General features: G+C 44.7%; 24 protein-coding genes. 6 read left to right on the top strand and 18 right to left on the bottom strand.

Annotated features, from left to right (window positions below; translation table 11 throughout):
- Window positions 1–11 precede the first annotated feature (11 nt).
- The 10 genes from GZN30_RS15725 to GZN30_RS15770 all read right to left on the bottom strand — a co-directional run bounded on the left by GZN30_RS15725 (window position 12) and on the right by GZN30_RS15770 (window position 11,000).
- Complete coding sequence (locus GZN30_RS15725) at window positions 12–197, bottom strand: hypothetical protein (RefSeq protein ID WP_075647855.1); 186 nt, start codon at window positions 195–197, stop codon at window positions 12–14.
- Between the two features lie 256 nt (window positions 198–453).
- On the bottom strand, window positions 454–1,335 hold the full coding sequence (locus GZN30_RS15730) for a LysR family transcriptional regulator (RefSeq protein ID WP_075647856.1): 882 nt from the start codon (window positions 1,333–1,335) through the stop codon (window positions 454–456).
- A gap of 158 nt (window positions 1,336–1,493) precedes the next feature.
- Window positions 1,494–2,126: a type B chloramphenicol O-acetyltransferase gene (gene catB, locus GZN30_RS15735; protein WP_075647857.1), complete on the bottom strand. Its 633-nt coding sequence runs from the start codon at window positions 2,124–2,126 to the stop codon at window positions 1,494–1,496.
- A gap of 165 nt (window positions 2,127–2,291) precedes the next feature.
- Window positions 2,292–3,392, bottom strand: a complete 1,101-nt coding sequence (locus GZN30_RS15740) for an ABC transporter permease (protein ID WP_075647858.1) — start codon at window positions 3,390–3,392, stop codon at window positions 2,292–2,294.
- A complete protein-coding gene (locus tag GZN30_RS15745) occupies window positions 3,389–4,315 on the bottom strand; it encodes an ABC transporter ATP-binding protein (RefSeq protein ID WP_075647859.1) in 927 nt (308 codons plus the stop codon). Before GZN30_RS15745 ends, GZN30_RS15740 begins: the two co-directional genes overlap by 4 nt.
- Before the next feature lie 2 nt (window positions 4,316–4,317).
- On the bottom strand, window positions 4,318–5,268 hold the full coding sequence (locus GZN30_RS15750) for an HlyD family secretion protein (RefSeq protein ID WP_075647860.1): 951 nt from the start codon (window positions 5,266–5,268) through the stop codon (window positions 4,318–4,320).
- A 382-nt stretch (window positions 5,269–5,650) separates the two neighbouring features.
- Window positions 5,651–7,036: a class II fumarate hydratase gene (locus GZN30_RS15755; RefSeq protein ID WP_075647861.1), complete on the bottom strand. Its 1,386-nt coding sequence runs from the start codon at window positions 7,034–7,036 to the stop codon at window positions 5,651–5,653.
- A 14-nt stretch (window positions 7,037–7,050) separates the two neighbouring features.
- Window positions 7,051–7,431 carry a hypothetical protein gene (locus GZN30_RS15760; protein ID WP_075647862.1) on the bottom strand — a complete coding sequence of 127 codons (381 nt, stop codon included), beginning with the start codon at window positions 7,429–7,431 and terminating at the stop codon, window positions 7,051–7,053.
- A 220-nt stretch (window positions 7,432–7,651) separates the two neighbouring features.
- Window positions 7,652–9,160, bottom strand: coding sequence for a DUF3360 domain-containing protein (locus GZN30_RS15765; protein ID WP_075647863.1), 1,509 nt, complete (start codon window positions 9,158–9,160; stop codon window positions 7,652–7,654).
- A 1,192-nt stretch (window positions 9,161–10,352) separates the two neighbouring features.
- On the bottom strand, window positions 10,353–11,000 hold the full coding sequence (locus GZN30_RS15770) for an HAD family hydrolase (RefSeq protein ID WP_075648522.1): 648 nt from the start codon (window positions 10,998–11,000) through the stop codon (window positions 10,353–10,355).
- Window positions 11,001–11,189: 189 nt separating this feature from the next.
- Between GZN30_RS15770 and GZN30_RS15775 the strand changes: the two genes are divergently transcribed.
- Complete coding sequence (locus GZN30_RS15775) at window positions 11,190–12,062, top strand: NAD(P)-dependent oxidoreductase (RefSeq protein ID WP_075648524.1); 873 nt, start codon at window positions 11,190–11,192, stop codon at window positions 12,060–12,062.
- A gap of 139 nt (window positions 12,063–12,201) precedes the next feature.
- Here the strand turns inward: GZN30_RS15775 and GZN30_RS15780 are convergent, their stop codons facing one another.
- Window positions 12,202–12,450 (bottom strand): Lpp/OprI family alanine-zipper lipoprotein, encoded by a 249-nt coding sequence (locus GZN30_RS15780; protein ID WP_075648526.1) that lies wholly within the window; start codon window positions 12,448–12,450, stop codon window positions 12,202–12,204.
- 298 nt (window positions 12,451–12,748) lie between these two features.
- On the opposite strand from GZN30_RS15780, the gene GZN30_RS15785 reads away from it, so the two are divergent.
- Entirely contained in the window at window positions 12,749–14,095 is a 1,347-nt protein-coding gene (locus GZN30_RS15785; RefSeq protein ID WP_075648579.1) for a DEAD/DEAH box helicase, read from the top strand.
- Window positions 14,096–14,394: 299 nt separating this feature from the next.
- Here the strand turns inward: GZN30_RS15785 and GZN30_RS15790 are convergent, their stop codons facing one another.
- The 3 genes from GZN30_RS15790 to GZN30_RS15800 form a co-directional block, all read right to left on the bottom strand.
- Window positions 14,395–16,002 (bottom strand): BCCT family transporter, encoded by a 1,608-nt coding sequence (locus GZN30_RS15790; RefSeq protein WP_075648527.1) that lies wholly within the window; start codon window positions 16,000–16,002, stop codon window positions 14,395–14,397.
- 168 nt (window positions 16,003–16,170) lie between these two features.
- Entirely contained in the window at window positions 16,171–17,295 is a 1,125-nt protein-coding gene (locus GZN30_RS15795) for a mandelate racemase/muconate lactonizing enzyme family protein (protein WP_075648529.1), read from the bottom strand.
- Between the two features lie 11 nt (window positions 17,296–17,306).
- Window positions 17,307–18,662, bottom strand: a complete 1,356-nt coding sequence (locus GZN30_RS15800; protein ID WP_075648531.1) for an FAD-dependent oxidoreductase — start codon at window positions 18,660–18,662, stop codon at window positions 17,307–17,309.
- Window positions 18,663–18,809: 147 nt separating this feature from the next.
- On the opposite strand from GZN30_RS15800, the gene GZN30_RS15805 reads away from it, so the two are divergent.
- A complete protein-coding gene (locus GZN30_RS15805) occupies window positions 18,810–19,463 on the top strand; it encodes a GntR family transcriptional regulator (RefSeq protein ID WP_075648533.1) in 654 nt (217 codons plus the stop codon).
- A 120-nt stretch (window positions 19,464–19,583) separates the two neighbouring features.
- Here GZN30_RS15805 and GZN30_RS15810 read toward each other — a convergent pair whose 3' ends face one another.
- From GZN30_RS15810 to GZN30_RS15820, 3 genes are all read right to left on the bottom strand, one after another.
- Window positions 19,584–20,954 carry a YjiH family protein gene (locus tag GZN30_RS15810; RefSeq protein ID WP_075648534.1) on the bottom strand — a complete coding sequence of 457 codons (1,371 nt, stop codon included), beginning with the start codon at window positions 20,952–20,954 and terminating at the stop codon, window positions 19,584–19,586.
- 260 nt (window positions 20,955–21,214) lie between these two features.
- A complete protein-coding gene (locus GZN30_RS15815; protein ID WP_075648536.1) occupies window positions 21,215–21,892 on the bottom strand; it encodes a YoaK family protein in 678 nt (225 codons plus the stop codon).
- 75 nt (window positions 21,893–21,967) lie between these two features.
- The gene (locus GZN30_RS15820; RefSeq protein ID WP_075648537.1) at window positions 21,968–22,375 is read right to left on the bottom strand and encodes a GFA family protein; all 408 of its coding nucleotides are present in this window, start codon (window positions 22,373–22,375) and stop codon (window positions 21,968–21,970) included.
- Between the two features lie 74 nt (window positions 22,376–22,449).
- Here GZN30_RS15820 and GZN30_RS15825 point away from each other — a divergent pair, with 74 nt between their 5' ends.
- From GZN30_RS15825 to GZN30_RS15835, 3 genes are all read left to right on the top strand, one after another.
- Complete coding sequence (locus GZN30_RS15825) at window positions 22,450–23,070, top strand: hypothetical protein (protein ID WP_075648538.1); 621 nt, start codon at window positions 22,450–22,452, stop codon at window positions 23,068–23,070.
- 71 nt (window positions 23,071–23,141) lie between these two features.
- The gene (locus GZN30_RS15830) at window positions 23,142–23,438 is read left to right on the top strand and encodes an isoamylase early set domain-containing protein (RefSeq protein ID WP_075648539.1); all 297 of its coding nucleotides are present in this window, start codon (window positions 23,142–23,144) and stop codon (window positions 23,436–23,438) included.
- A 258-nt stretch (window positions 23,439–23,696) separates the two neighbouring features.
- Window positions 23,697–24,950, top strand: coding sequence for a peptidoglycan DD-metalloendopeptidase family protein (locus tag GZN30_RS15835; protein WP_075648580.1), 1,254 nt, complete (start codon window positions 23,697–23,699; stop codon window positions 24,948–24,950).
- Window positions 24,951–24,997: 47 nt separating this feature from the next.
- Here the strand turns inward: GZN30_RS15835 and lldD are convergent, their stop codons facing one another.
- The gene (gene lldD / locus GZN30_RS15840; protein WP_075648540.1) at window positions 24,998–26,137 is read right to left on the bottom strand and encodes an FMN-dependent L-lactate dehydrogenase LldD; all 1,140 of its coding nucleotides are present in this window, start codon (window positions 26,135–26,137) and stop codon (window positions 24,998–25,000) included.
- Between the last annotated feature and the right edge of the window lie 275 nt (window positions 26,138–26,412).

Raw genomic sequence — 26,412 nt, forward strand, 5'->3', positions numbered from 1 at the left:
GACTTTATTTCTTATTTCACTGCGTTTTCAATTTGGCTAGCAGACATACCGAAGCTGATTGCGCCGTTGCCGATAGCTTTAATTACTTGTTCAGTTTGTTGAGCTTGACCATTAACAGCGTGGCTTGAAAATGCTGCGTGCGCTGCGAAAGCTGAAACTGAAAGTACTGACAATGCGATAACTAGTGCTTTTTTCATAATTTGATCTTCTTCTTATTTATTTAGGTTTTGGGCTGTGCCCCTCTCGATGTGGTGAATATTAATGAGACTTGGCTCACGTTTACAGGAAATGCAGAATTTCCATTTTGGAAATTACCGTGTCTGAGTTCACATAATGAACGTTTAGGTTGATTGTTGTGCGATTTGACTTTTTGTTAAGCGATAAAAAAAGCCCCACATAAAGTGAGGCTAGAAAAATGACGTTCAAAAGGCTTGATAAATAAGTTGTTATTTATTAATTGCTTAAACTGGATAGTACGCGTTCGCCAACGTTGTAAAGCCAGGTTTTTTGCGGATCGTTTTGTTTCGCGCGGTGAAAACTCATCACGCAATGAAGATTGAGATTTGTGAGCGGAAGCCCAATTGCTCGGCAGTTTTTAGGGATCACTCGTGACATGGTAAAAGAGAAGTGATCGGAATTGGTGACGATATTTTCGATGGTTAAGGTATTTTCGACTTCGACATCTGCGGTAATACGATGTCCAAGGCTAGCCAGACGCTCAAATAGCGGATAGCGCACGTCATTCCAGCCAGGGTTTCTTGTGATCACAAAGGGATATTGCTTTAGTTCTTCAAAAGTTTGCGCGGGATGATCGTCGCGAACATAAAAAGCAGGGGAGATATTACATAACGCTTTTTGCTGAATAACTTGTGGCAGAGTTTCATCGTAAATACCAAATAGCACGGAATTTTCCCCTTCAATAAGACGCGTGCGTGCTTCCAGGTTCCATTGACGCATGGAAAATTTGGCATGGGGCGCTTCTTTACGCAGGGCTAAATAGAGCTTGTCGCCAAAGTTGTCCCAAAATAACGCGTGTCCATATAGGATAATTTCTTGTTTAAGCGTTTGTGGATCAAAGTCTGTCGGCTGAATAGAGTCAAAGGTAGCCAAAATAGCTTCAAAGTGACTGATGTTGGTTTCGATAAACGTAGTGGGTTCGAAACCTTTGCGGGTCTGAATAAATAGCGGGTCTTCGAAATGAAGTTTAAGTTTAGATAAGATTTTACTGACTGCACTAGAGGTTTTCCCTACCGCGTCCGCGACTAGCTTTACGTTTCTTAGTTCATGCATTTTAACTAAGACAAAAATACTTTGGATATCTAAATTGTTCCCCATTTCCACTGCTCTGAATCAATTTAACTAGAGCGAAATATATAGAATATCGCCCCCTTAACTCAATGATCTAGGTCGGTAAATAGTGAGAGCAAGCTAACAATATGCGCATCTGGCACACATAAATGGACAAATGGCGCCCAGAGGGGCGCCATTGAAGATTATTTTTGTACGTTTTCACGCCAGTAGCGATAAAGCGCGGCGATATCCTGCGAGCTTAGTAATGGCATTGCACCTTGCAACGCGTCATCACCCCAGTTCCACCACTGCATTTCTAATAACATCGCAATTTCTTCGGCGGCAAAACGGTAGCGAATATGTTTGGCAGGGTTAGCACCAACGATTGAATAGGGCTCAACATCTTTGGTGACGACTGCGCGTGAGGCAATGACTGCACCATCTCCGATTTTTACCCCAGCCATAATCATCGCTTCAGAGCCAATCCAAACATCGTTACCAATTACGGTATCGCCCGCACGTTCAAAAGCATCATTGGCACCGGCAAACAAAGGGTTCTCTTGGTAGAAAAACGGAAAGGTACTCGCCCAATCGTGACGGTGACCTTGGTTACCTGCCATGATAAAAGCCGCACCTGAGCCAATTGAACAGTAGCTGCCAATGATCAACTTATCGACATCATCGCGGTTAGGCATCAAGTAGCGTGCACAGTCATCAAAGCTGTGCTGGTGGTAATAACCCGAGTAGTAACTGTGTTTACCCACAATGATGTTTGGGTTGGTGATTTGGTCTTCAATCGGTTTGCCAACAAAAGGGCTTTCAAAATAGTTTGTCATTATGATCTCTTCATTCTATTAATTTTTGATCTTATTCGGATTGGTTACGGCTGAGATTATAGCGATAACTGAGCCCGAAGTAACAAGTTTACTTGGTGTAAAGGAAAAGCGCGATCCGTTTACTCGTAAACCGATCGCGCAGTAGGGAAGTGATGTCGGTTGAATTTAGTCGAGGGACTTTTTAAAGCGTTTAGAGGCAACCATTAAGCCAATAACCGTAAAGGCAGCAAGCCACAGACTATCTCGCCACAAATCAGCTAAATCTGCTCCGCGTAATACTATCCCGCGTATTAAGCGCATAAAGTGAGTCGCCGGTAATACCTCGGATATCCACTGCGCTGCCACTGGCATGGCTTCGTAAGGGAACATAAAACCCGACAGCAAAATCGATGGCAGCAGGATAAATACCGTCATCTGCATCGCTTGCAACTGGGTACTTGCAACAGTCGAAATAACCAGCCCCAAAGTCAAGCTAGCAGCGATAAACAACAATGTCCCCAGTAAAATTTGGCTGAGCGCGCCATTGATAGGGACACCAAAAATAAAATGACCTAATCCGAGAATGATCCCGACCTGAATTAAACCCACGAAGATATAAGGTACGATCTTCGCGACCATCAGCTCCATCGAATGGATCGGTGTCGTGATGAGTAGCTCTAGGTTGCCTCTTTCACGTTCACGTACGATGGCAGCACTGGTAAACAGAATCATCGTCATTGTAAGAATCACGCCGAGTAAGCCAGGAACGATGTTAACCGCAGAGCGCTGGCTGGGATTATAAAACAACGCGACTTCGAAGGTTTTATGCACTTGAGGTTTGATCTCAAAATCGAAATCCGTCAGGGGCATACTTTGTAAGCCCAGTATTGCAGCACTGATCATGGTATCGGAGCCATCGACGATCCATTGCCCGAGTTCACGCCCTTGCACCATGCGTTGAGTAAGGTCAGACGGTAAAATCAACGCAGCTCGCACTAGACCCTCTTGTATCGCTTGCTCTGCCTCTTGTGGAGTGGCAAAACGCTGGGTGATATCGACCACTTGCGTGACGCGAACAGATTCAGTTAGCACACGACCAGCGGCACTTTGGCTTTGATCAACCACTGCAACAGGAATATTGCGCACATCGGTATTAATTGCAAAGCCAAACAGTAGCAGCTGAATAAGCGGGATCATCACCACCATACCAAAGGTAATGCGATCACGAGAAAGCTGGCGGATCTCTTTGATCATCACCGCTTTCATTCGGGCGAGACTCTTGATCATTGGCGTCCCTCCCCGGTAACGGTAACAAACACATCTTCTAAACTTGGACGGGCGATATTCATTTCAGCGCCTTTTAGTTCAGGGAACTCATTGGCAAGCCACTCCATCGGGTTGGTTACTTGATCATAAATCAAAACGCGTAGGCGGATACCCAGTTGCGCCGCTGAGCGCACTTGTGGGCGTTGCAGGAGCTTCTCTTTCAGTGCTCGTAGCGAAGGGGCTTTGACTTCCACAATATTCACGCCCATTTCAGCCATGAGACGTTCTGGTTCACCATCGGCGCGAATTAGCCCTGACTCCATAATGGCGAGGCGGTGGCAGCGTTCAGCTTCATCCATGTAGTGGGTCGTGACTAAGATGGTGGTACCTTGATCGCTGAGATCAAACAACTGCTCCCAAAACTCACGGCGATTCTCAGGGTCTACCGCCGAAGTGGGCTCATCAAGGAACAGTAATTCAGGTTTGTGCATCGTTGCAGCCGCAAGAGAAAGGCGCTGTTTCTGTCCGCCACTCATGCCGCTAACGCGTTGCTTTCTGCGTTGATCGAGTCCATAAATGCCAAGTTGTTGGTTGATGCGATTGCGCAGTTCGCTATTTGGCATACCGAATATCTGCCCAATAAACTGCAAGTTTTCTTCTACCGTAAGATCATCATAGAGAGAGAATTTCTGTGTCATATAACCGATTTTTAAACGTAGTAGCTCCGACTGTTTGGGGATCGCTAACCCCAACACATCGACGTTGCCAGAGGTTGGGCTGAGCAAGCCAGTCAACACGCGAATGGTGGTTGATTTGCCACAACCATTAGGACCCAGGAAACCATAGATACTGCCTTTAGGTACATTGAGGTTGATGCCTTCAATCGCGGTAAAATCACCGAATTTTTTCACCACGTCGCTGGCTTGAATTGCATAATCTGACATGGTTACTCCTCACTAAGATCCACTTGCGCGGCTAAACCTGAAGGTAATTTGATTGCCGCTTGGGTTAGGTCCACTTCTGCCAAGTACATCAGGCGAGAGCGCTCCTCTTCAGTGAGTGCATAGTAAGGGGTAAATGATGGTTCGGTTGATACCCAGCGTACAGTACCGTTAAAGGCTTGCTCGACACCATCAACATGCACTTTCACCGCTTTACCGGCAATAAAATCGACACGGTGACTGGCAGGAACATAAACGCGTGCATAAGGGATCTGGCTGGCTTGCACTACCGCGACAATTCCGTTAACAGGCACGCGCTCACCTAAGTTGTACGGTAGGTTATCCAGCACGCCAGAGCGGGTGGCGACAATGGTGAGCTCCGCCAGTTTTTGCTCTTCAAGCGCGACATCTGCCTCGGCTGCCGCAAGCGCCGCTTTAGCTTGTTCGATGTCTTCAAGGCGAGAGCCTGCGGTTAGTTTGGCGAATTCTTCGTTGGCAGAGTCTAACTCTGCACGAGCCGAATCACGCGCAGCAAGCGCGGTATCTTTTTCGGATTGGCTGATCAGCTTCTTCGCTACCAGTTCTGCTTTACGCTGGTAGTTCTTTTGCGCTTCGGTAAGTTGTGCTTGGCTACGCACGACGCGCGCTTGAGCCGCAGCAATATCTTCAGGGCGTTCACCATTGGTGAGTTTCAGCAAGTAGGCATCCGCTTTGGCTTGTTCGGCAATTGCGTGAGCGAGCAGGGCTTGTTGGTTTTTACTGTCCAATTTCACCAGTACATCGCCTTCATTGACCATGCTGCCTTCTTTGACCGGTAACTCGCGGATGATTTCATTTGCTGTGGCAGAGAAGGTGACTCGGTCACGTTCAAGAGTGCCAAGTGCTTTCTCTTTTTCGATAGGTGTACAAGCATTGAGTGTGATGAGGAATAGGGCGCTTAACAGAAGTTTTTTCATGCACTTAGTCTCTAGTTCACTTGGTGATATATGCAGCTTAGTTGAAATTCTCTGGCTGCAATGTGATCAAATCTTTAACTTAGCTATAGAGTAGTGTTTTTAGTAAGGTGAAGAAAAGTAACATAATTCCCCACATATTCATCAAGTGATGAATTTATGAGATAGATGGGAGAGAGTAGAGTGGAGAACCGAGATTTTAGATATTTCGAGGCGAGATCTGAGTGTTTGGAATGGGTGTTATTTTAGCTTCTTTGAGTTGGTGTATCCCGCATAGAAGTTTGCGGGCTTATTTGCCTCTCATGTCAGTGTTCAGGTTACTCTCTGCTTTGCCAAAGAGTAACCAGTAAGGCACTTTGATTTCTTTTGGATTACTCGATTGAATCTATTCAGCAAGCCCACCTTGGGTAAGTTTCGCAGGGGCAAGTAAACGCTCAAGAACTTCTCGTCCAAGGTCCGTTTCTCTGTCAGCAACATCAATGATAGCTTTGCCTTCGGCATAGGCTTTTTTGGCGATGTCGGCTGCTTTTAGATAACCAATTACCGGGTTAAGGGCAGTTACAAGAATCGGGTTTTTGTCGAGGGCTTGCTTGAGGTTATCTTCGCGAACATTAAAACTTGCGATAGCCTTGTCTGCTAAGGCAGTGGCGCTATTACTCAGCAATTCAATGCTTTCGAGTATATTGTGTGCAACCACAGGTAGCATGACGTTCAGTTGGAAGTTGCCTGATTGCCCTGCAACCGTGATAGTCGTATCGTTGCCAATTACTTGCGCAGCAGCCATTGCAGCAGCTTCTGGAATAACAGGATTTACTTTTCCTGGCATGATCGATGAGCCCGGTTGTAAGCCTTGTAGTTCAATTTCGCCAAGTCCGGCGAGTGGTCCTGAATTCATCCAACGTAGATCATTTGAAATTTTCAGTATCGCCACAGCGGCTGTTTTGAGTGCACCAGACAGCGCCACGATGGCATCTTGGCTACTTAAGTTAAAGAAGAAGTTTTCACTGGCAGTAAAGTGACAGCGGGTTGCTTGGGTGAGATTATCAGCAAAGGCTGCAGCAAAACGTGGATCAGCATTTATACCTGTTCCCACCGCTGTTCCGCCTTGAGCGAGTGCTTTAACAGCTGTGAGTTGATGCTCAATGGCTTGCTTGGCATGCTCAATTTGATACTGCCAACCACCAAGTTCTTGATCGAAAGTAATCGGCATCGCATCCATCAGATGGGTACGACCGGTTTTCACGTTCTGCCCTATTTGCTTGCGTTTACTCTTCAGGCTGGAAATTAAGTGCTCTAAAGCGGGTAATAGACTGTTTTCAATGGTGAGTGCACTACTGACTTGAATCGCAGTTGGAATCACATCATTACTGCTTTGTCCCATATTGACGTGGTCGTTTGGATTGACTGGTGCACCGAGCTTTGCGCTGGCAAGTGTGGCGATGACTTCATTGGCATTCATATTTGAACTGGTGCCGGATCCAGTTTGAAATACATCGATCGGAAAGTGTTCTGTATGATGTCCATCAATAATGGTTTGCGCCGCTTCTTCAATCGCGACGGCAATATCCCCCTCCAGCAAACCTAGTTGAGCATTAGTGGTTGCAGCGGTTTGTTTGACGTACGCTAAGGCTTGAATAAATGCCACAGGCATTTTGTGTTGGCTAAAATGGAAGTTGTCGACAGCACGCTGTGTTTGAGCTTGGTATAAGGCAAACGATGGAACTTTGACTTCCCCCATGCTGTCCTTTTCAATTCGAAATTTCTGTGTCATATCAGGTCCTTTTGTTAGTCGTGCGGCGCTTGGATACACCTTAATTGTTGTTGTAGTTTTAGAAATTTGATGTCGCCGTCTTCCCATTGGTAGTAGTAACGTTTGAGGCAAAGTAAGGGAGTATGGATTGAGTCTAAGCAGACTCGGCGGAAGATTCGGCTATGTTTGGGGTTTTGAATCGCTTCCAACATATGGAAATACAGCCGGCGTAGATACAACTCACATAGCAAGATGCTTTCGTACTCCGAGCCTTCTTCGTAGTAGGAGGCAATTGTCATCGACCAATGGATGTAGTCTTGAATTATGTCTGGCTCGAAACCATCGGGTGCTCGATGTTGAACAAATCGATCTTGTGCTTTGAAGTATGCGTTGTAGACAGGCTGCAATGGATTCATAACCACCTCTTAATTAACTGAATGATAATTATTATCAATTAATTTAAAGAGTGCAACCATGGGATTGTTGGGGGTATAGATTGGAGTGGGTGAGAATTGAAAATTGAGAGCTGAGAAGTGCTGCTTAGTTCGATGGGTGATTTTCTTTCGCTTTGTTAAAACGGTCTAGCTACTCTTTGTCTTACCAAAGAGTAACTAGAAAGGCGGTTTTGTCTAATGGTTAACGAAAACTTGGAATGATTGCTGGTATCCCAGGTAGTAGACCCACTAGTGCCATCACGCTCGTTAGTACCACAAACATAATCCCTGGCAGCACCCAACGGTTCATTTTACTCAGTTCACCGCTACGTTCTTTACAGCCGACTAAGCCTAGATTGTCTAATAGCATGGTGAGAGACCAACCAAATGCTGGGTTAACCAGTGCGGACGAAAATACAACAATGGCTGCCGATTGGGTGGTTTTCCCTTCTCGCGTCATTTCCATTCCTGCCTCTAGCAATGGCACAAATACCCCAACAATCAGCGCAACGCAAAGTACAGGTTGCCAGATTGCTAAATCCATTGGGTAGCCCCAAATCGCGGCTATGATACAGAACAGTGCGGTCAGCAAAGCGCCAGCAGGAATAGGACGTTTAGCAATCGCCGCTGGCACGATATAAGTACCCCATGAAGAAGTAAAATTAGCACCGCCGAGCAGAGAACCGAACGTTTGACGAATTGAAGCCGTGGTCATGGTATCGTCAATATTCATATGGACTTTTTCTGTACGTTCAGGGTAACTGATTTTTTGAAACACTTGATGCCCTAAAAAGTCAGGTGACCACATAGCCACGGCTAAAATCGCAAAAGGTAATACCACCATGAAATGTTCAATCGTAGGTAAACCTAGCATCCAGCCACTATTCTCCCCCCACCAATACATTGGGTTCATATTGGGTAAACCAGGTTCGGTTTGGAAAGAAAACGGCGCACCCATGGCAAAAGCTAAACTACCACCTAGCAAGCAACTCAGAGGCACAGCTAGCCAACGTTTACGAAAATGTTCTAATAAAGCATATAAAATAATGGTGCAAAAGATCACCACAAAGGCAATATGACTCATACCGATCCCCTCAGCCCAAGCGAACAGCTTTTTAACTTGAGAGACAGTTCCCACAAAGCCAAGGTAGAGCAATAAACCGCCACACACGCCTTTACTGGTGAGATTTGCCAACATGCTGCCACCTTTGCTGATGGCTAAGATTAAGCCAAACGCGCCAATCAGCAACCCAAAAGCCATCGGATGCCCGCCGGCGGCTACGACGATAGGAATTAAAGGGATCAGTGGACCGTGTGTACCTGCAAGGTTAGCGGTGGGTAGTAAAAAGCCTGAGAAAAGAATAATGAAAATGGAGGCTATCAGTAATTCATATCGAACATTTTCTAAGATAAAGCCTTCATTGAGCCCCAAAGCGCCTGCAAAGGTGGCGGCAATGGCTCCCACCATAACAATCTTACCAATCGTCCCTGCCATTGCGGGTATCGTATCTTCTACCTCAAATCGATAATCTTTAAATGGCAAATTTGGACGCCAGCGTTTAGGCGCCATTATTTGCAATTCGTTTTCTAGATATTGTTCACGGGAATCAAATTCCGAGCTTGGTTTATGTTGCTGTTCATAAGTAAGTTCATCGTTACTGACTTGGGGCTTATCTTCTCGTAAAGGCACGGACTCTAAAGTACTGCTCATTGTGATTCCTTTCATTCACACATCTAAGTTGTGTTATTTTAATAAATGCTATTTACTCACTGTATGAAAACTTAGCGGAGTAGTTATCTGTATTTTTATTACAAAAAAGATCCATAATTAATTATGGTTTATACAAATTAAAGGCAAATGACGATATTTCATTTTATATTTGTATTTATTAGCTATAAAAGATGGCTCGTTGTTTTTATAAAAGCTTATATAACTAAAAATGGCGTCATGCTACCGAATTACGAGAAGTAATTTATCCTAAAAAGGGTAGGATAGTAATTAGACATAAGTCTTATGGCAGAATGAGGGTTATAAGGGGTAATGATAGTTAAAGTGCTAGTAATACTCATCATTTCAATGGCTTATAAATTTGCATTAACCGGTTGATGTTAGCGTGGAAATACGACTTATCAGTGGTTGGTTGGGGGCTTAATCAGTTATTGACTCTAAGGTAAAGTTTTATGAAGGATTTCAATATTGTGTTCTAAAAAAAATAAATTGCTTAATATTGATTTATCAATCTTTCTCATTGTTATTTATTTTTGTTCAATGATTGATAACTTGTTTTGGGTTATTTTAACAAGTGTGTGAAATTGTGGTTTTTCTTATAATATAGCGTGACTAATTATCTAGGGGTAAAGGTTATACTAGGTAAAAATTCAGGACAGAATTTTTAAGTTTTCGGTGTCGGGAACACCTAAAACTGACCGGACAGCATCAAATATACTAGAACGCCTTTCTGGTTACTCTTTGGCAAGGCAAAGAGTAACTGGTCCGCATACGAAAATGGTAAGAAAGGAGGCAAGTTATGAAGCGGGACATAATATACCCAAGTGACTTCAAGATGCAGGATTCAGAGCGTTGTCATTGATTCGAGTTTAAGGAAAGTAACGCAGCGTAATAGCCGGCTTTTTCCAAGTTGTTTAACGCAGCAATCGGGTCAATAACATGCTCAAAAAGGGTGAGTTGCCTTAGCTTGCATACCTTGTTATCGATTCTTGATTTAAACCCACTAAACCTAGCATCTCAAGGTTACTTGGGTATAAGCTAAGCAAGAAGGGGCGAAATAAGCTATTGTTCTAGCGTGAGGTTTCCGCGTGTAAGAATGAAAACGGGCAATTCGAAAATATATACCTGTTAATCAATGCTAATAAAAAGGAGCCTTTCAAGACTCCTCTTGTTATCAGTTTGCTTTCAGCTCTTCTAACACCGCCGACAGTGATGGTTTGATCTTATGACCAAGCGCGATGATCTCCTCACTAGGCTCAACAAGATCTGGGATCTGATAGGTTTGCATACCAGCAGAAACTGCCGCGATAACGCCATTCGAAGAGTCTTCAAACGCCAGACACAGGTTTGGTTCTACACCAATACGCTCTGCTGCCAATAGGTAGATTTCAGGATCTGGTTTACCGTTACGGACCTCACAACCACAAGTTAAACCGTCAAAGTAACCATCTAAACCTGCGAGCCTCAGCTTAATTTCAGCCAATTCTTTACGAGTAGAGGTTGCCACTACGGTAGGAATGTTGTTGGCGTTTAACCATTGCAGTAGCTCTACCACGCCTTGCTTAACGTCAATCGCCTGATGATGAGTGATCGCATCATAGTTGCGTTTCCACTCTTGGTGAATGGCAGGAAGATCATCACCATAAGCTTGAGCAAGGATTTTCTCTACGCCAGCGGCGTTTCGTCCAATGATGTTGAGATAAGCATCTTTATGGAATGGAAAGCCTAAGGTCTCACAAGCTTGCTTGAATACACGCATACAAAGGCGTTCTGTATCCAATAGCAAACCATCCATATCAAAAATAGCAGCTTTAAAGTTCATCTTGTTGCAAATAAAGAATTGAGAGGAGGAGCATTTTTACACAAAAACGATGGCGAACCGAGTGAATATTTGCAAAAAAGCATTAGCCAAAAAAATCAATTTACGTCATTGTGAGTAGCATTCTAACTCTATCAAATTTTCGAGTGCTGGAGCGATAGAGCCAATATAAAAATAATATGGGAGTAAAACATGGAGAGCAAAACCGTTGCTTTCATCGGTCTTGGTGTGATGGGCTATCCGATGGCGGGTTATCTAAGTAAAGCGGGCTACACGACACGCGTATATAACCGTACTTTTGCCAAAGCAGAAAAGTGGCAAGCTGAGTATCAAGGTGTAGCTTGTCAAACGCCAAGAGAAGCGGCTCAAGGCTGTGATGTGGTGTTTGTTTGTGTAGGCAATGACAACGACGTACGTAGCGTGATTTATGGCGAAGATGGTGTACTAGCTGGTTTAAAACCAGGCACAGTGCTGGTGGATCACACCACCACATCGGCAAATTTAGCGATGGAGCTGTCACAAGCAGCTAAAGAGCAAGGTATCGCCTTTATTGATGCGCCAGTTTCTGGTGGTCAAGCAGGTGCTGAAAATGGTGTACTTACGATTATGTGCGGCGGTGAGCAAGCAGTGTTCGACAGCGTGGCGCCGATTATGGATGTTTACGCCAAGCAAAGCACTTTGCTAGGTGAAAGCGGTCAAGGTCAACGTTGTAAGATGGTGAACCAAATCTGTATTGCTGGCGTTCTACAAGGATTGAGCGAGGCTCTGATTTTAGCAGAGAAGTCGGGCTTAGATATCGCACAAGTAGTCGATACGCTTAAGTTTGGCGCAGCTGGCTCATGGCAAATGGAAAACCGCGCAAATACCATGGCACAAGATAAGTTTGATTTTGGTTTTGCGATTGACTGGATGCGCAAAGATTTGGGCTTTTGTATCGAAGAAGCGGAGCGTTTGGGTGTCGAGCTTCCGCTAACCAAAGAAGTGGATCAGCGTTACGCTCGTTTGCAAGAGCAGGGCTTAGGGCGCATGGATACATCAGTCTTAATTAAGTCTCTTAAAAACTGACGATGCGAGTGTTTGCCGAACAATAGTACAAAAAAATCCGATATCAATGATATCGGATTTAATTTATGAGCTCATAGGTGAGTTCACTGCTTTTCCAGTTGCTATCGCAACCCAAACGTAGTGAACAACAAGCTAAATCTTACTTAGTGTAAGATTGAGCGATGTTGTCGATACGTTCGTTAGCGCGTGCTGCTTCTTCTTGTGCTGCCATTGCTGCACCGCCAGCTTTGTTCACGTCAGATTTTAGAGAGTTAACGTCTTGGCTTAGCTGACTTACTTGGTTGCTTAGTTCGTCTAGTTTTGCAGTTGTTGCTTCGTCTGGACCTGATGCACAACCAGCTAGTAGAAGAACTGAAGTCGCTGCAGCTGCGATAAACATTTTGTTCATGGATGAACTCCTTGCATTTTGTAAGTATCAATAATGTCCTATACGTGTGAATGTATAGCAACAAACATAGTGTAGCTCTATTTAAACAATTTACACAGTATAGAAAAGTCAAAATATTCCAAGAATTTAGCTACTTTTAGCGCGAGTGTCGTAAAAACGTACTAGTGTTAGAGGTTGGTGTTCATAATTTCGTCAAGGACTGCAGCGATTATTTTCTGTGATCTCTATCCATTTTGCCTGCTTTCGAGGTATCATAGAGTGTTGAATTTTAATTGACGGCGTGATGCCGAAACTGACCTTGGAGAATACTTTGCAGTTTAAAGATTTAGGCTTAGATAATCGCTTATTGAAAAACTTGAACCACTACGCGTTTAAGAAGCCAACAGATATCCAAAAACAAGCAATTCCTGTGGCAATTGCTGGTAAAGATTTGCTTGCTTCATCAAAAACCGGTTCAGGCAAAACCTTAGCGTTTGTGCTGCCTATGCTTCACAAATCGCTTAAGTCAAAAGCGTTTTCAGCAAAAGATCCTCGTGGTTTGATTTTGGCACCGACTCGTGAACTTGCGAAACAGGTTTATGGTGAGCTGCGTGCAATGCTTGGTGGTCTAACTTACGACGCTACGCTTATCGTGGGTGGTGAGAACTTTAACGACCAAGTAAAAGCGCTGCGCCGCTACCCGAAATTTATCGTCGCAACACCTGGACGCCTAGCTGACCACCTTGAGCATAAATCTCTGTTTCTTGATGGTCTAGAAACGCTAGTGCTAGACGAAGCTGACCGTATGTTGGATCTGGGTTTTGCACCAGAACTTCGTCGTATTAACAATGCTGCCAAGCATCGTCGTCGTCAAACGCTGATGTTCTCTGCAACGCTGGATCACGCTGAAGTGAACGACATTGCGGCTGAGATGCAAGACTCACCAAAGCGTATCGCAGTAGGTATCTCTAACCAAGAACACCAAGACATCACCCAAAAGTTCTACCTGTGTGATCACTTGGATCATAAAGAAGCCATTCTAGAGCGAGTATTGGAAGAGTCTGAATATCGTCAGGTGATCATCTTTACTGCAACTCGTGATGATACTGAGCGTCTAACTGCTAAGTTAAATGAGAAAAAGCTGAAGGCTATCGCGCTGAGCGGTAACTTGAACCAGACTCAACGTAATACGATCATGAGTCAGTTTGAGCGTGCTGTATTTAAGATCCTGGTAACGACCGATGTCGCTTCTCGTGGTCTTGATATTGCCAACGTGACTCACGTAATTAACTTCGACATGCCTAAACACACAGAAGAATACGTTCACCGTGTAGGTCGTACTGGTCGCGCGGGCAACAAAGGCGATGCAATCTCATTAGTGGGTCCTAAAGACTGGGACAGCTTTAAGCGCGTTGAAGCATACCTACATCAAGATCTTGCTTTCTCTACACTGGAAGGCTTAGAAGGTAAGTTTAAAGGATTAAGACCTAAGCAGCCTGTTTCTCGTAACGGTAAAGTGGATTACCGCAATAAGAACAAGCAAACCACGAAGAAAGCGCCGAAGAAACCAGTTAAGCGCGATAAAGGTTTCTACCAAAACGTGGCTGTGGGTGACAGCGTCTTTATTCCGAAGAAGAAAGTTGCACCAAAAGCTGACGACGAGTAATCGACAGCGATTTAGTTTTCTAGACCACCTTCGGGTGGTCTTTTTTATGCCTAATGGTTCTCAAGCAGACTGACCGCTTGTCCCTCTTATAGGGACAGACACCATAATTCTGTTCTGTCTTCCTCTTGTGGGGACAGTCACCTTAACTCTTCACAGACACTTTTACGTTGTAACGGTTTTGAAGGGGGGACGTTTTTGAATTTAATATGCGACGCTCACTAGAGCGCAGGCATGAAAAAAGGCACCCGAAGGTGCCTTTGACTTATGACTTATTTTCTATTTGCCAAACTACTTCAAACTTACGCTTGGATAGCTGGTTTTTGCGTTGCTGTTTCAGCTGAGACTGTTTCTTCTTCAGTATCAAGACCTAGCAGCTTATCTTGCTCAGCTTGGTGAGCCATGATTGCTTTGTAGTTGTTGCTTAGGTATTGAAGAGTCTTCACTGCCGCAACAAAGAACACAGGTACAATCAACACGATAATTAGTACTGGGAACGCTTTCAGAATGTTCAGGTCTGCGTTAATCAATAGGAAAATGATTGGCAGAGCAGTTAGCAGTAGACACCAGAACAGACGGAACATTGGGTTTACGTTCGCTTCATCATCAAGTTGTTTCGTTGCGATACCCGCTAGAGAGTATGATGTACCGTCTAGAGTTGTCACAGTAAACAGGATCATAGTGACTAGGTAGATAGCCGTTAGAACCATAGGAATTGATGTTGAATCAAAGATTTGTTTAACCAGTTCAGTAGGTTGACCATCAGCGATTAGTTTCACGCCATCTACAGCGCCGCTGTTGATTAGGTCCATAGAGAACGTACCGCACACACCAAAGATAACCGCAGAACCCATTGTGCCACCAATCACTAGGATTAGGATTACGTCACGTAGTTTTTGACCTTGGATGATCTTAGTGATGAATACACCTACACCAGGAGAGTAAGAGATCCAGTTCGCTAGGAAGAACACAGTCCAGTATTGTGGGAACAGTGTTGTACCGTAAGGGTCTGTGTTGGTGCTCATGCGGATGTACTCAGAAAGCATCACACCAATACCATTGGTTAGGTTGTTCATGATCAGTGCAGACGGACCGATGATGAAGATGATGCCCACAAACGCCGCACAGATGTAAATCGTTGCACTTGATAGGCGAGCCATACCTTTTTCGATACCGATGTACGAGCTCATTGAGAAGATCACAGATAGACCTAGGATAACGCCAATACCCAACATTAAGTTATCTGGAATGCCAGTTAAGCTTGCTAGGTTAGACGAGATCATTGGAATACCAAGACCTAGAGTCAGTGCTGTTGCTGCCAGTGTTGTGATGATGAACAGTAGGTCGATGAACTTCTGTGCCCAACCTGGTAGACGGTCATTAAATAGTGCGTTGATAACACCACTTAGACTCATGCGGCGGCTACCTTTTAGGTAGAATACTACCGCAAACGGAATTGCAACGATTAGGTAGATAAACCAACCTGCAGCACCCCAGTGGAACATGTTGTACGCTGTCGCGTATTCCATTGCCATCGCTTTATCAGTGATACCAAACTGAGGGTCCATGAAGTAGTAAACTGCTTCAATGAAACCCCAGTACATGGTACTTGCACCCATACCCGCAGACAGAGCCATTGCGAATAGTTGGAATTTAGTGAATTTTGGTTTGCTGTCACCCATACGGATATCGCCGTATTTAGAGAAAGCGAGGAACAGTAGAGCGCCAGTAGCGAAGATTGTGTACCAAAGGAAACCAGAACCAAAGTTGATTACGGTAAAATCTAACATGCTACCCATGGTGCTTTTAACTGCTTCTGGGTATACCACTGCAAGAATACCTAGCAGCAACACAAATCCAAAGCTGCCGAAGGTAAGTTTCCAGTCTATTTCTGAAGTATTCAATTTCATAGTGTGACTATCCAATATTGTCTAATTTTGCGAATACTCGGACGGACAACTGACATCAAATGCTTTCCCTTCCAGTTCAAGCAGAACAAGAAGGGAAGCGGTTGTAGGAAGAGGTGTCAGTCTTTTGCTGTCTCTGTATTGAATTATTCTTGTTTTAACGGCATACGATTATTCGAATACGTAAGATGCCACAGACATTTCTTTTACTTTGTCCCAGTCCATTTCGATACCTAGACCGTTGCCTTCAGGCGCGTGAACATAGCCTTCTTTGTCTGTACGAATAACTGTTTTCGATGCTAGCTCGAAATCTTCGTATGGGTAGAACTGTTCGAAGAACTTACAGTTATTGTGTGCAAGAGCGACATGTAGGTTTGCTGCTTGCGTTAGTGTGTAACCCATTGATTGGATCTCAAGGTTCTTAGAGAAACCTTCAGCAATGTGGAAACACTTGTTTAGTGGAGTGATACCACCACATACCGTTGCGTCTTGGCGAACATCAGACCACATATCTTTTGATAGTGCGTAAGTCACTTCTTGCAGCGTTAGTAGGCAGTTACCGTGGCTAGAGATTTCTAGATCAGTGTTCTTAACTAGGCGCTTGTAAGTGTTGTAGTCGTAGTCAGATACTGGCGCTTCTAGCCATTCCCAGTTGTAGCTTTCTAGGCGTTTCGCCATTGCCATTGCTTGTTCTGGCGTGTAGAAAGTTGCAGTATCTAGCATAAAGCGGATGCCAGTTTTACCGTAGCGAGCTTGTACAGCGTCAACCAGTGCAACGTCTTTCTCGTATACACAGTAGCAGTGTAGTTTGATTGCTTTAAAGCCGTGTGCCACACAGTCGTCTAGGTACGGGAAGTACTCTTCTACTGTGTCGAACATTGGCGTTGATGCGTAAGAAAGCATCTTGTTACGCGCGCCACCTAGTAGCATGTAAAGTGGCATGCCAGCTTTCTTCGCTTTAATGTCCCAAGCCGCGATATCGATTGGAGATTTCGCTGGTAGACCGCCCCAAGTACAACGAGATTGTAGCCAGTTGTATAGTTCTTGAGTTGCTAGCGGGTTTTTACCAATCAGACCAGGAACAACAGTACGTTGTGATTCGATGATACAACGGTCGAAGTCGTTTTCTGTGTAGCTGATGGTTGCACCAGCACCTTCAGTACCGTCGTTACAGATTAGGCGAACGATGTTGTTTGTGTATAGTAGCGGTTCTTGGTTATCTGCCCATGGCACTGGAGCGGCTTCGCGGTCTGCTACCGCATAAAGTTCAACGCGTTCAATTTTTAGATCTTTCATCTTCTTAATCCTTACAGGCGTGAGCCATTTTCAATCATGGTGGCGCGAATGGTCGCAACATCTAGGTCACGAATCGCCGAATCTGTATCAATTGCTTGCACGGCAGCAATACCTGCTGCGTGACCGAGTTCAAAACACTGAGCTGTTACGCGAGCTGAAGCTAGCGCTTCGTGTTCCGCGCTCAAACAGCGACCTGCAACGATGATGTTTTCACCGATAACAGGGACTAGTGTGTGGAATGGAATGTCGTAGTAATCGTTCAGTAGCCAGTGCAGTTTAGGTTTGTCACCAGAGTGAAGCTCGATAGGCCATGGTGTACGGCAGATACCATCTTCACGTTTGCGGCAGTTCACTACGTCTTCGTTCGTTAGTGTCTCAACACCAACGATAGAACGTGTTTGGCGGATACCCACTTCAACACCAGTGTCTACGACGAATGCATCTTCACAGCCAGGTACGAATTTATTTAGGAAGCGTGCGTATTCACGTACTTGGCGACGGCCAAACACTTCAGCTTCAGTAAAGTCAGCAGGATCAATCACGTTTAACATGCGGCCATCTTGACCTGCTAGACGAGTGGCATTAACCATTAGCTCGTTTGCGCGAGTGGTTGGGAAGATCCAAATCTTGTGGCGTGGTAGTTCGTACTCGCCGCTTGCGTTTGCCGCAAGGATGTTCTCAGTCACTTTTGGCGGACAGATAGTATCTTCACCGTAGTACTCAAGGTACTTGTCCATGTCTACACCACCGAAGCGGAAGAACATCGTTGGGTTTTGGATACGACCATTGTCACCGAAGTAGTAATCCATGCCAGCACGCGCAACCACAGCTGCATCACCTGAAGCATCAATGATCATCTTACTTAGGATCACGCTTTGACCTGCATTCGACTCAACGATCACGCCTTTGAATGCGTCGCCATCCATGATCACGCCGGTTACTGCGGTGTGGAAAAGGGTAGTGACACCCGCTTGCTCAAGGAAGTCATCAGCCACTTCACGCCAAACTAGTGGATCGTGAGTGACTGTGAATGTTTTGCCGTAACGTTGTGGCTCAGTAACGCCACCTTTGTTTTCTAGTGCTTGACGGAAACGCTCTGTAAAACCGAACACCACTTGCTCTGGTTGCGCGTTTTCTTCGTCAGTTGCCATGTACATGCCGCAGATAGTACCAGATAGACCTGCTACTGCCGCACCGCCACAAAAACCGTACTTTTCAATTAGCCAAGTTTTTTTACCAAGACGACCAGCGCTTTCCGCTGCTGCTACGCCAGCAGGACCACCACCGATGACCAACACTTCTACTTCCGCCAATACTGGCAGGTCTGGAGTGCTCTCATAACGACGGATAATGTTCCAAGATTTCATTCTTACCTCACTAATAGATAACTGATGTTCATCTGATATATCAGTTGTATGGTTTTAATATATTCCTAATTTCTTTTCTGGTACAATGAGATTCTTCCTTAACGTGATATTGCTCACTAAAAGATTTTATAAAGGAATAGAACCTATATGAGCGTTAACGCAATCAATAAGACCGAGGTTGCATACAGCAAGCTCGAGAAAATGATCATCTTCCGCGAATTAGAACCAGGGAGTATGGTTAGTGAGAAACAGTTGGCTGAAGAGTTAGACTTAGGGCGAACCCCGGTACGTGAGGCTTTACAGAGATTGGCGTATGAGTGCATGGTGGAGATTCATCCCCGTCGTGGCATTCAAATCCCCGTTATTTCGGTAGAGAGTCAGTTAAAAATACTGGAAGTTCGTCGTGATATTGAAGCTCTGTGTGTGAAGTATGCTGCTTCGCGTGCCAGTGTGACGGAAAAGCAACAAATGCTGCACTTGGCAGAGCAGCTTGAAGTCTGTGCTGAAAATAAAGATGACTTACTTTACGCATCATTGTTGAAAGACATTCACACCGTTTTGGTCAAAGCAGCTTGTAATGAATACCTGCAATTGGCTATGGCTCCTTTACAAGGTCTTTCACGTCGGTTCTGGTTTGCCTACAAAAATGAAGCGTCAGATTTAGTTGAGGCATCGTCACTGCATGCCGCAGTGCTAAGAGCAGTAAGCCATACGGATGATGAAGAAGCTGTGGCTGCATCACATCGTCTAAATGACTACCTAACTGATGTTGCCTATCGCTCAATTCAGCCCCGCAAATAAGCTGATCATTGTTTAAGTGATACATACAAAAATGGCTACCCAATCAGGTAGCCATTTGTTTATCTATGTTGAAGTACTTCGTCGAACTACTTCCTCAACTTAGTTCAGCTAAGCATTTGCTTAGAAAATCAGGTGCGCGACACCCGCAATGACAGGCAGGGTAATCAGTGTACGCAGAATGAAAATCGCAAATAGCTCAAAGATGTTTACAGGGATACGGCTACCTAGTAGTAGAGCCCCTACTTCAGACATGTAGATCAGCTGTGTTACTGACATTGCTGCAATCACAAAGCGAGTCATTTCACTATCGATAGAAGCCGCTAGAATCGATGGGATAAACATATCCGCAAAACCGATCACGATAGTCTTTGATGCTTCAGCCGCTTCAGGCACGCCCAATAGCTCTAGGTAAGGGATAAATGGCTGACCTAGGAACGAGAAGATTGACGTGTATTCAGCAATAACCAGTGCAACAGTACCTAGACCCATAACAACAGGCAGGACACCAAACACCATATCCACTGCGTTGTGAACGCCTTCTTGTAGAATGGTTTTGAGTGATTTTACTTTGCCTGCTTTTTCTAGCGCGAGCTCCATACCCCAAGAGAAGCTTGAGTGACCCATAGGAATCGCATCAGCATCTTCAGCTGGTTTAGTACCATCGATAAACGTATCACGCTTGTAGCTTAGAGGTGGTAGGCGAGGAATGATTACCGCCGCAACAAAACCTGCTAAACATACCGCGCCGTAGAAAGGTAGGAACATATGTTCTAGCTCAACTTGAGCAATTACTACCAAGCTAAACGTAATTGAAACTGCAGAGAAAGTTGTACCAACAACCGCCGCTTCACGTTCGGTATAGAATTTGTTCTCGTACTGTTTGCTGGTAAGAAGAATACCCACACTGCCATCGCCCAACCAAGAAGCCATACAGTCAATCGCGCTGCGACCAGGTAGGTTGAAGATAGGACGCATCACTTTTGCTAGCAAAGTACCGAACAACTCAAGTAGACCGAAGTTCAGCAGTAGCGGTAGTAAAAGACCAGCAAAGATAAATACAGAGAACAGAGTAGGCAGTAGACCTTCTAACACCAAGCCACCAGTATTGCCTTCCCAAATTGCTTTTGGACCAATTTGGAAGTAAGTCATCACAACTGCAATACCACCGACAACGCGCACTGCTAACCAAAGAGGCGATGGGTTAAATAACCCATTTAAAAATTGGCTGTTAGCAATAAAGCTTGGATTTTTTACACGGCACATTAGTGATGCTGCCGCCATAAATGCCACGATAGCGGTTACGATACCAACTAAAGCGTCGCCAAACAGTGCTTGGATAGACTTAGCCAATACAGCAACAGGAATAGTGATATCACCGTTGTAGCTAATCGGTGCCATAAATAGGAACACACCAATCAACGACGGAATCAAAAAGATCCAGAAGTGCGATTTCGGTCTGCTTTGCCCGGTTGCTTGAGTTTTGTTTGTCATTGCGGTTCTCATGTTACAACTAGTCAATAATCGCCAGTTTCCGTGGCATAGTTATTCACTAAACATCCTTATTTAATCAATTTAGCGAAGACTACTGTGTTTTTAGTTAATGCGCAATACTATTCAATAAATATCGCTATTTATTCACCACAAAGTTTTGCTAACAGTATGAATTATAGACAGGTGTAAATTAGATGGGATGGAAATTAGCATCAGCGAGCGAACAGGAGCCGCTAAGTGCTCCTGTGCAAACTATTTTTCTATTGAAGCGAGTGACGTTTATGACGAGTCAGGTAGAGATAGAGCCAGTAAACCAGTGCCAGAACCAGTGCGAGAGTGATAGGTGCCATAAGTGACGCGATGTGGTACTGAGCAAACAGTCTCGCACCGACGACACCACCAAATAAGAAACCGGCAAAGATAAACAGAAAGAGTTTGGCTTTGCGAAAATCAAAGCGCTCACCACGTAGACGTGCGCCAATCATGATACCGAGGTCAGTGATAATACCGGTCATGTGAGTGGTGCGTACGACCGCGCCACTAAAAGTGGTAATCATGGCATTTTGCAGTCCACACGCTGCGGAGGCAAAGTATTGTCCTGTAGTGACGTTTTGCTCAAGGAGTAGGTAAGCAATAAATAGTAGACCTGCTTCGATACATAGCGCGACACCATAGCGACGACCCAGCTTTAAAGCGGTACATTCAAAAAATGCGCCAGCGAGCGTCGCACCCAGAAGAAAGCTGACTAGGATCATCAGTAGATGCGTGGTCATGCCATCGAGTGACTCGATACTGGTGCCAAGCAGAGTGACGGTTCCTGAGATGTGCGAAACCGCTTGATGTTGAAAACCAAGTAAACCTATCGCGTTAACAATTCCGGCAAGTAGGGCAAGAAGGAACGCTCCGTATTCCACCCATCGAGGTAGTCGAGATATCACTGAATTACTCCCCAAAAGAAGAGGGCGATTATAGCGCCGACTGCTCGAACCTTAAAGGGGAGTAGAGTTAAAACTCTAGGAAATAGCTTCGATTTGGCAGTCAAATTTTAACCACGATTGCTTGTTTTGTTCGTAAACGGAAAAACTTGGCTGAGGCAGTTCTTGGTTGGTGAATATGCCCACCGGTATGACGATAAAATCTGACAACGCTGACAGAGTTAGCATCACGGTAGTGCCACATGCTGGACAGAAGGAGTAATGGACTTGATTGCCGGAATCCCCAATGCGACTGAACTCAACCACATCGCCGCTGTATGACACTTGGGATTTGTTAAAACGCGCCTGAACACCAAATACACTACCGGTTCTTTTCTGACAGGCGAAACAGTGGCAAATTGCCGTACGAATTGGCTCACCTTTGCAGATCAAACTTACTTGACCACAACTGCATTCAGCAGTGCGGATTTTAACATCATGTTTCATTATCGATCCTTGAGATAACCTTTAGCCGCTGATATGTTTATTGTCACTATAAGGATATACATACTAAGTAAATTATGAAAAAGCGTCTGTTACCGATCCCACTAATTTTATTAATTCCGATATTGCTGCTGATTGTCGTCGTTGCCGCGGGTCTATACCGTTTTAGTCTCGATGACGAAGAGATCTTAGCTAAATTCCCCAGCCAAAGCCAAGTGGTTGACCCAATAGTTAAGCAAGTGTTCTCAATTCAAACTCCGAACCCTTGGACTATTCAAGTGCCAGAGTCTGCAGCATTCGCCTTTATTGATGAGTTAGATACGCAAGCGCAAATTGCGTTTGGTCCTTATGATTCAGGTGCCGAGAGGGGGCAAGTAACGGTAAGTACTAAGTGGCTAACGTTTGTTGATACCAACCAATATATTTCGCTGATGACCGTCTCTAATCAAGGCAGTGGAGTGTTCAGTTACTTAGCCTCTTTTCGCTACGATACTGAGCGAAAGCGTGTCGTGTTAATTGACAGTGTATTGATTGGTGATCGTATCGCTGTCGATAAACTTGCTTACGACAATTCACAAGTCGCGATTGACTACCGTCAGCATAGTGTTAACCAGCCGATGTCGGCTGAGCCAGAAGAGAAAGTAACGCAGCTGATAACTGTGAATTCGAATTTGACGCTTTTGTTGCACACAAAATAAACGGTTGTTTGTGTGATACAGATTGCCTATATTGAAAGGCGTTATTTTTCTTGTTGTTGATGGAGTAATAAATGATAAATAAGCGTTTCTTTAAAACTAAGGATGAGGTGGAAGTGACTTTTGAACTGCCTCAAGAACACGTTGGTAAGAGTGTTGAGTTGGTGGCTGACTTTTTAGATTGGCAGCCAATGCAAATGAAGAAAGTCGCTAAAAGTAAATCATTCAAGTTCAAAACTCGTCTGCCAAAAGATAAGCAGTACGAGTTTCGCTATCTGGTTGATAATGAGCGCTGGATTAATGACCCAAGTGCTGATCATTACAAACCAAATGGGTTTGGCGAAGATAATTGTTTGGTAAATACATATTAATAACTAATTCAAATAATTACCGAACGGTTAATCGATAAGTTGATAGAAACAAGGCGCGTATAGCGCCTTTTTTGATCGCAAACTGACTTGGATAGGGTGACAAGTGCCTGATAAATTCGTACCCTTATAGCCGTTTTATGGGTGTGGAAATGAAGATTTATACACTTAGTACAGATAAGAATTCGAACGATATAAGGTCAAATTGTGCAAGTAACAACAAGAAAAGCACGCGTTTCTGATCTCTCGAAACGTAAAAAAATGATGCTTTTGGGATTACCGCTGTTAGCTATTATTGCAATTGCGTCAACAGGTAACCAATCACCCACTATCCGCACTATTGATCTTTCCCTTCCTGAATCAACATTGGTTGAAAAACTTCTTCACGACAACGCCGAGATTAAGGATATGCCGAACTACGAATATCAAATTCGTGTCGGTGATAATTTGAGCTCAATCTTTGACCAGCTTGGCTTTGGTTACAGTGATCTGATGAAGATTATGGAAACGGACCTTAACTATCTGGCTTTAGATACATTAAAGCCGGGTAACACGCTGCGTTTTTGGCGTGATGAAGAGACCAATGAGCTCAAAAAAATGGAGCTGGAGTTCAGCCTGGTTGAACATGCGGTTTATACCCGTACTCCAGATGGCGACTACACGTTTACCGATGTGAAGATCCCGGGGGTATGGAAAGAGTTTCCAATGGTGGGCGAAATTAACGGCAGCTTCTCTCAATCCGTTAACCGTTTAGGTCTTGGTATTACTGAGGTTGAGCAAATCGTTGCGCTGCTTAAAGATAAGCTTAATTTTTCACGAGATCTGCGAGCGGGTGACAAATTTGAAGTGGTGCAGTCGCGTCAATTTGTTGATGATAAGCTAACGGGTAATCGAGAGATTCAAGCAGTTAAGATCATTACTCGCGGTACGGAATACACAGCTTACCTTCATTCTGACGGTCAATATTACGATAAGAATGGCGACAGTCTACAGCGTGCATTCCAGCGTAAACCGGTGAATGGTAACTACCGCTTAAGCTCGAACTTTAACCCGCACCGTAAGCACCCTGTAACAGGACGAATTGCCCCACACAACGGGACGGACTGGGCAACACCGGTGGGTACACCGATTGTTTCGACTGGTGATGGGGTGGTGATCATGACACGTAAACACCCTTATGCGGGTAACTACGTGGTGATACAGCATGGCAGCACCTACAAGACTCGTTACTTACACCTGAGCAAAATCTTAGTGCGTAAAGGTCAAAAAGTAACACGTGGTCAGCGTATTGGTTTATCGGGTAAAACGGGGCGTGTAACAGGTCCGCACATTCACTATGAGTTGATTGCGCGAGGTCGACCAGTCAATGCGATGAAAGCCAATATTCCGATGGCAAACTCAGTGCCGAAGAAAGATATGGCAGCATTTGAAGCCAGACGTGCCGAGCTTGATACCATGTTACGTCAGCAAGAGCTTAAGCTTGCTCAGCAGACCAGCGATAACGCTTCAAGCTAATTTGCAGAGATAAAACCAAGGCGAGCATTAGCTCGCCTTTTTGTCTTTTAAGGCATTGCAACTAATGATTCTCGGCTGAGATCGGCAATGGTTTTTGCGCCAGTTAGCGTCATCGCTACGCGCATTTCTTTATCGTAAAGGTCGAGTAGATGTTCAACGCCAGTTTGCCCTTGCGCTGCTAATGCGTAGACAAAGGAGCGACCAAGTAACGTACAATCTGCCCCCAAGGCTAACATGCGTACCACATCCAAACCGGTGCGTATGCCTGAGTCGACCATAATTTTTAAATCCCCTTTTACTGCGTCGGCAATGTCTGGTAGGGCTCGCGCAGTAGACAACACACCATCTAGCTGGCGACCCCCGTGGTTAGACACCACAATGCCATCGGCACCAAAATGCACCGCATCTTTGGCATCTTCGGTATCTAAGATGCCTTTAATCACCATCGGTCCGTCCCAAAAATCACGGATCCATTCGAGATCTTTCCAACTAATTGAAGGGTCAAAGTTCGCCCCTAGCCATCCGATGTAATCTTCCAGCTTGGTTGGTTCACCGCGATAGGTTGAGATATTACCTAAATCATGGGGTTTACCTAGCAGCCCAACATCCAACGCCCAACTTGGGTGTCGCATCGATTGAAATATGCGACGCATGGCGGCATTGGGACCGCTCATACCTGAGTGCATGTCGCGATAGCGTGCGCCAGGTACAGGCATATCAACAGTAAACACCAGTGTTGTTACTCCAGCGGCTTTTGCGCGCTCTAACACATTGCGCATAAAGCCACGGTCTTTAAGTACATAGAGCTGAAACCACATTGGACGAGTGATTGCTGGTGCAACTTCTTCAATTGGACAAACCGAAACCGTCGACATGGTGAACGGAATGCCTTTGTTTTCCGCGGCTTTTGCTGCTTGCACTTCACCACGGCGTGCGTACATGCCGGTTAACCCAACAGGCGCAAGCGCGATTGGCATTGCGAGCTTTTCACCAAATAACTCGGTCTCTAGGCTTAGGTCTTCCATATTTCGCAGTACACGTTGGCGCAGAGCGATATCTGACAAATCCTCGGTATTACGCTTTAAGGTGTGTTCCTTGTAGGAGCCACCATCTATGTAGTGGAACAAAAATGGCGGCAATTTAGCTTTTGCTGCTGCACGGTAGTCGGTAGAGGCTGAAATAATCATAGGTGATTCCTATCAATTAGAGTTTGGTGACGGAGCAGCAAACATTCTTATTATCATTTAGGTTACAGAGTTCGAAAAAGAACAATGAGTTGTAATGTTACGTAATTGTTATTATTCAATAAACAAAGTAAATGAAAATAATTGATTCCAAAACTGACCCAATCGTTCGGCACTGAGTCGACGCGTATGAATCGGTGATTCAACGGACAACTATTTTTGATAGAGGTTGAATTGTGAGCTCTTATGGCAACTCACTGGTTGTAGTTCAGCTCTGT

Source organism: Vibrio ponticus (genome assembly GCF_009938225.1).
Classification (GTDB): Bacteria; Pseudomonadota; Gammaproteobacteria; order Enterobacterales; family Vibrionaceae; genus Vibrio; species Vibrio ponticus.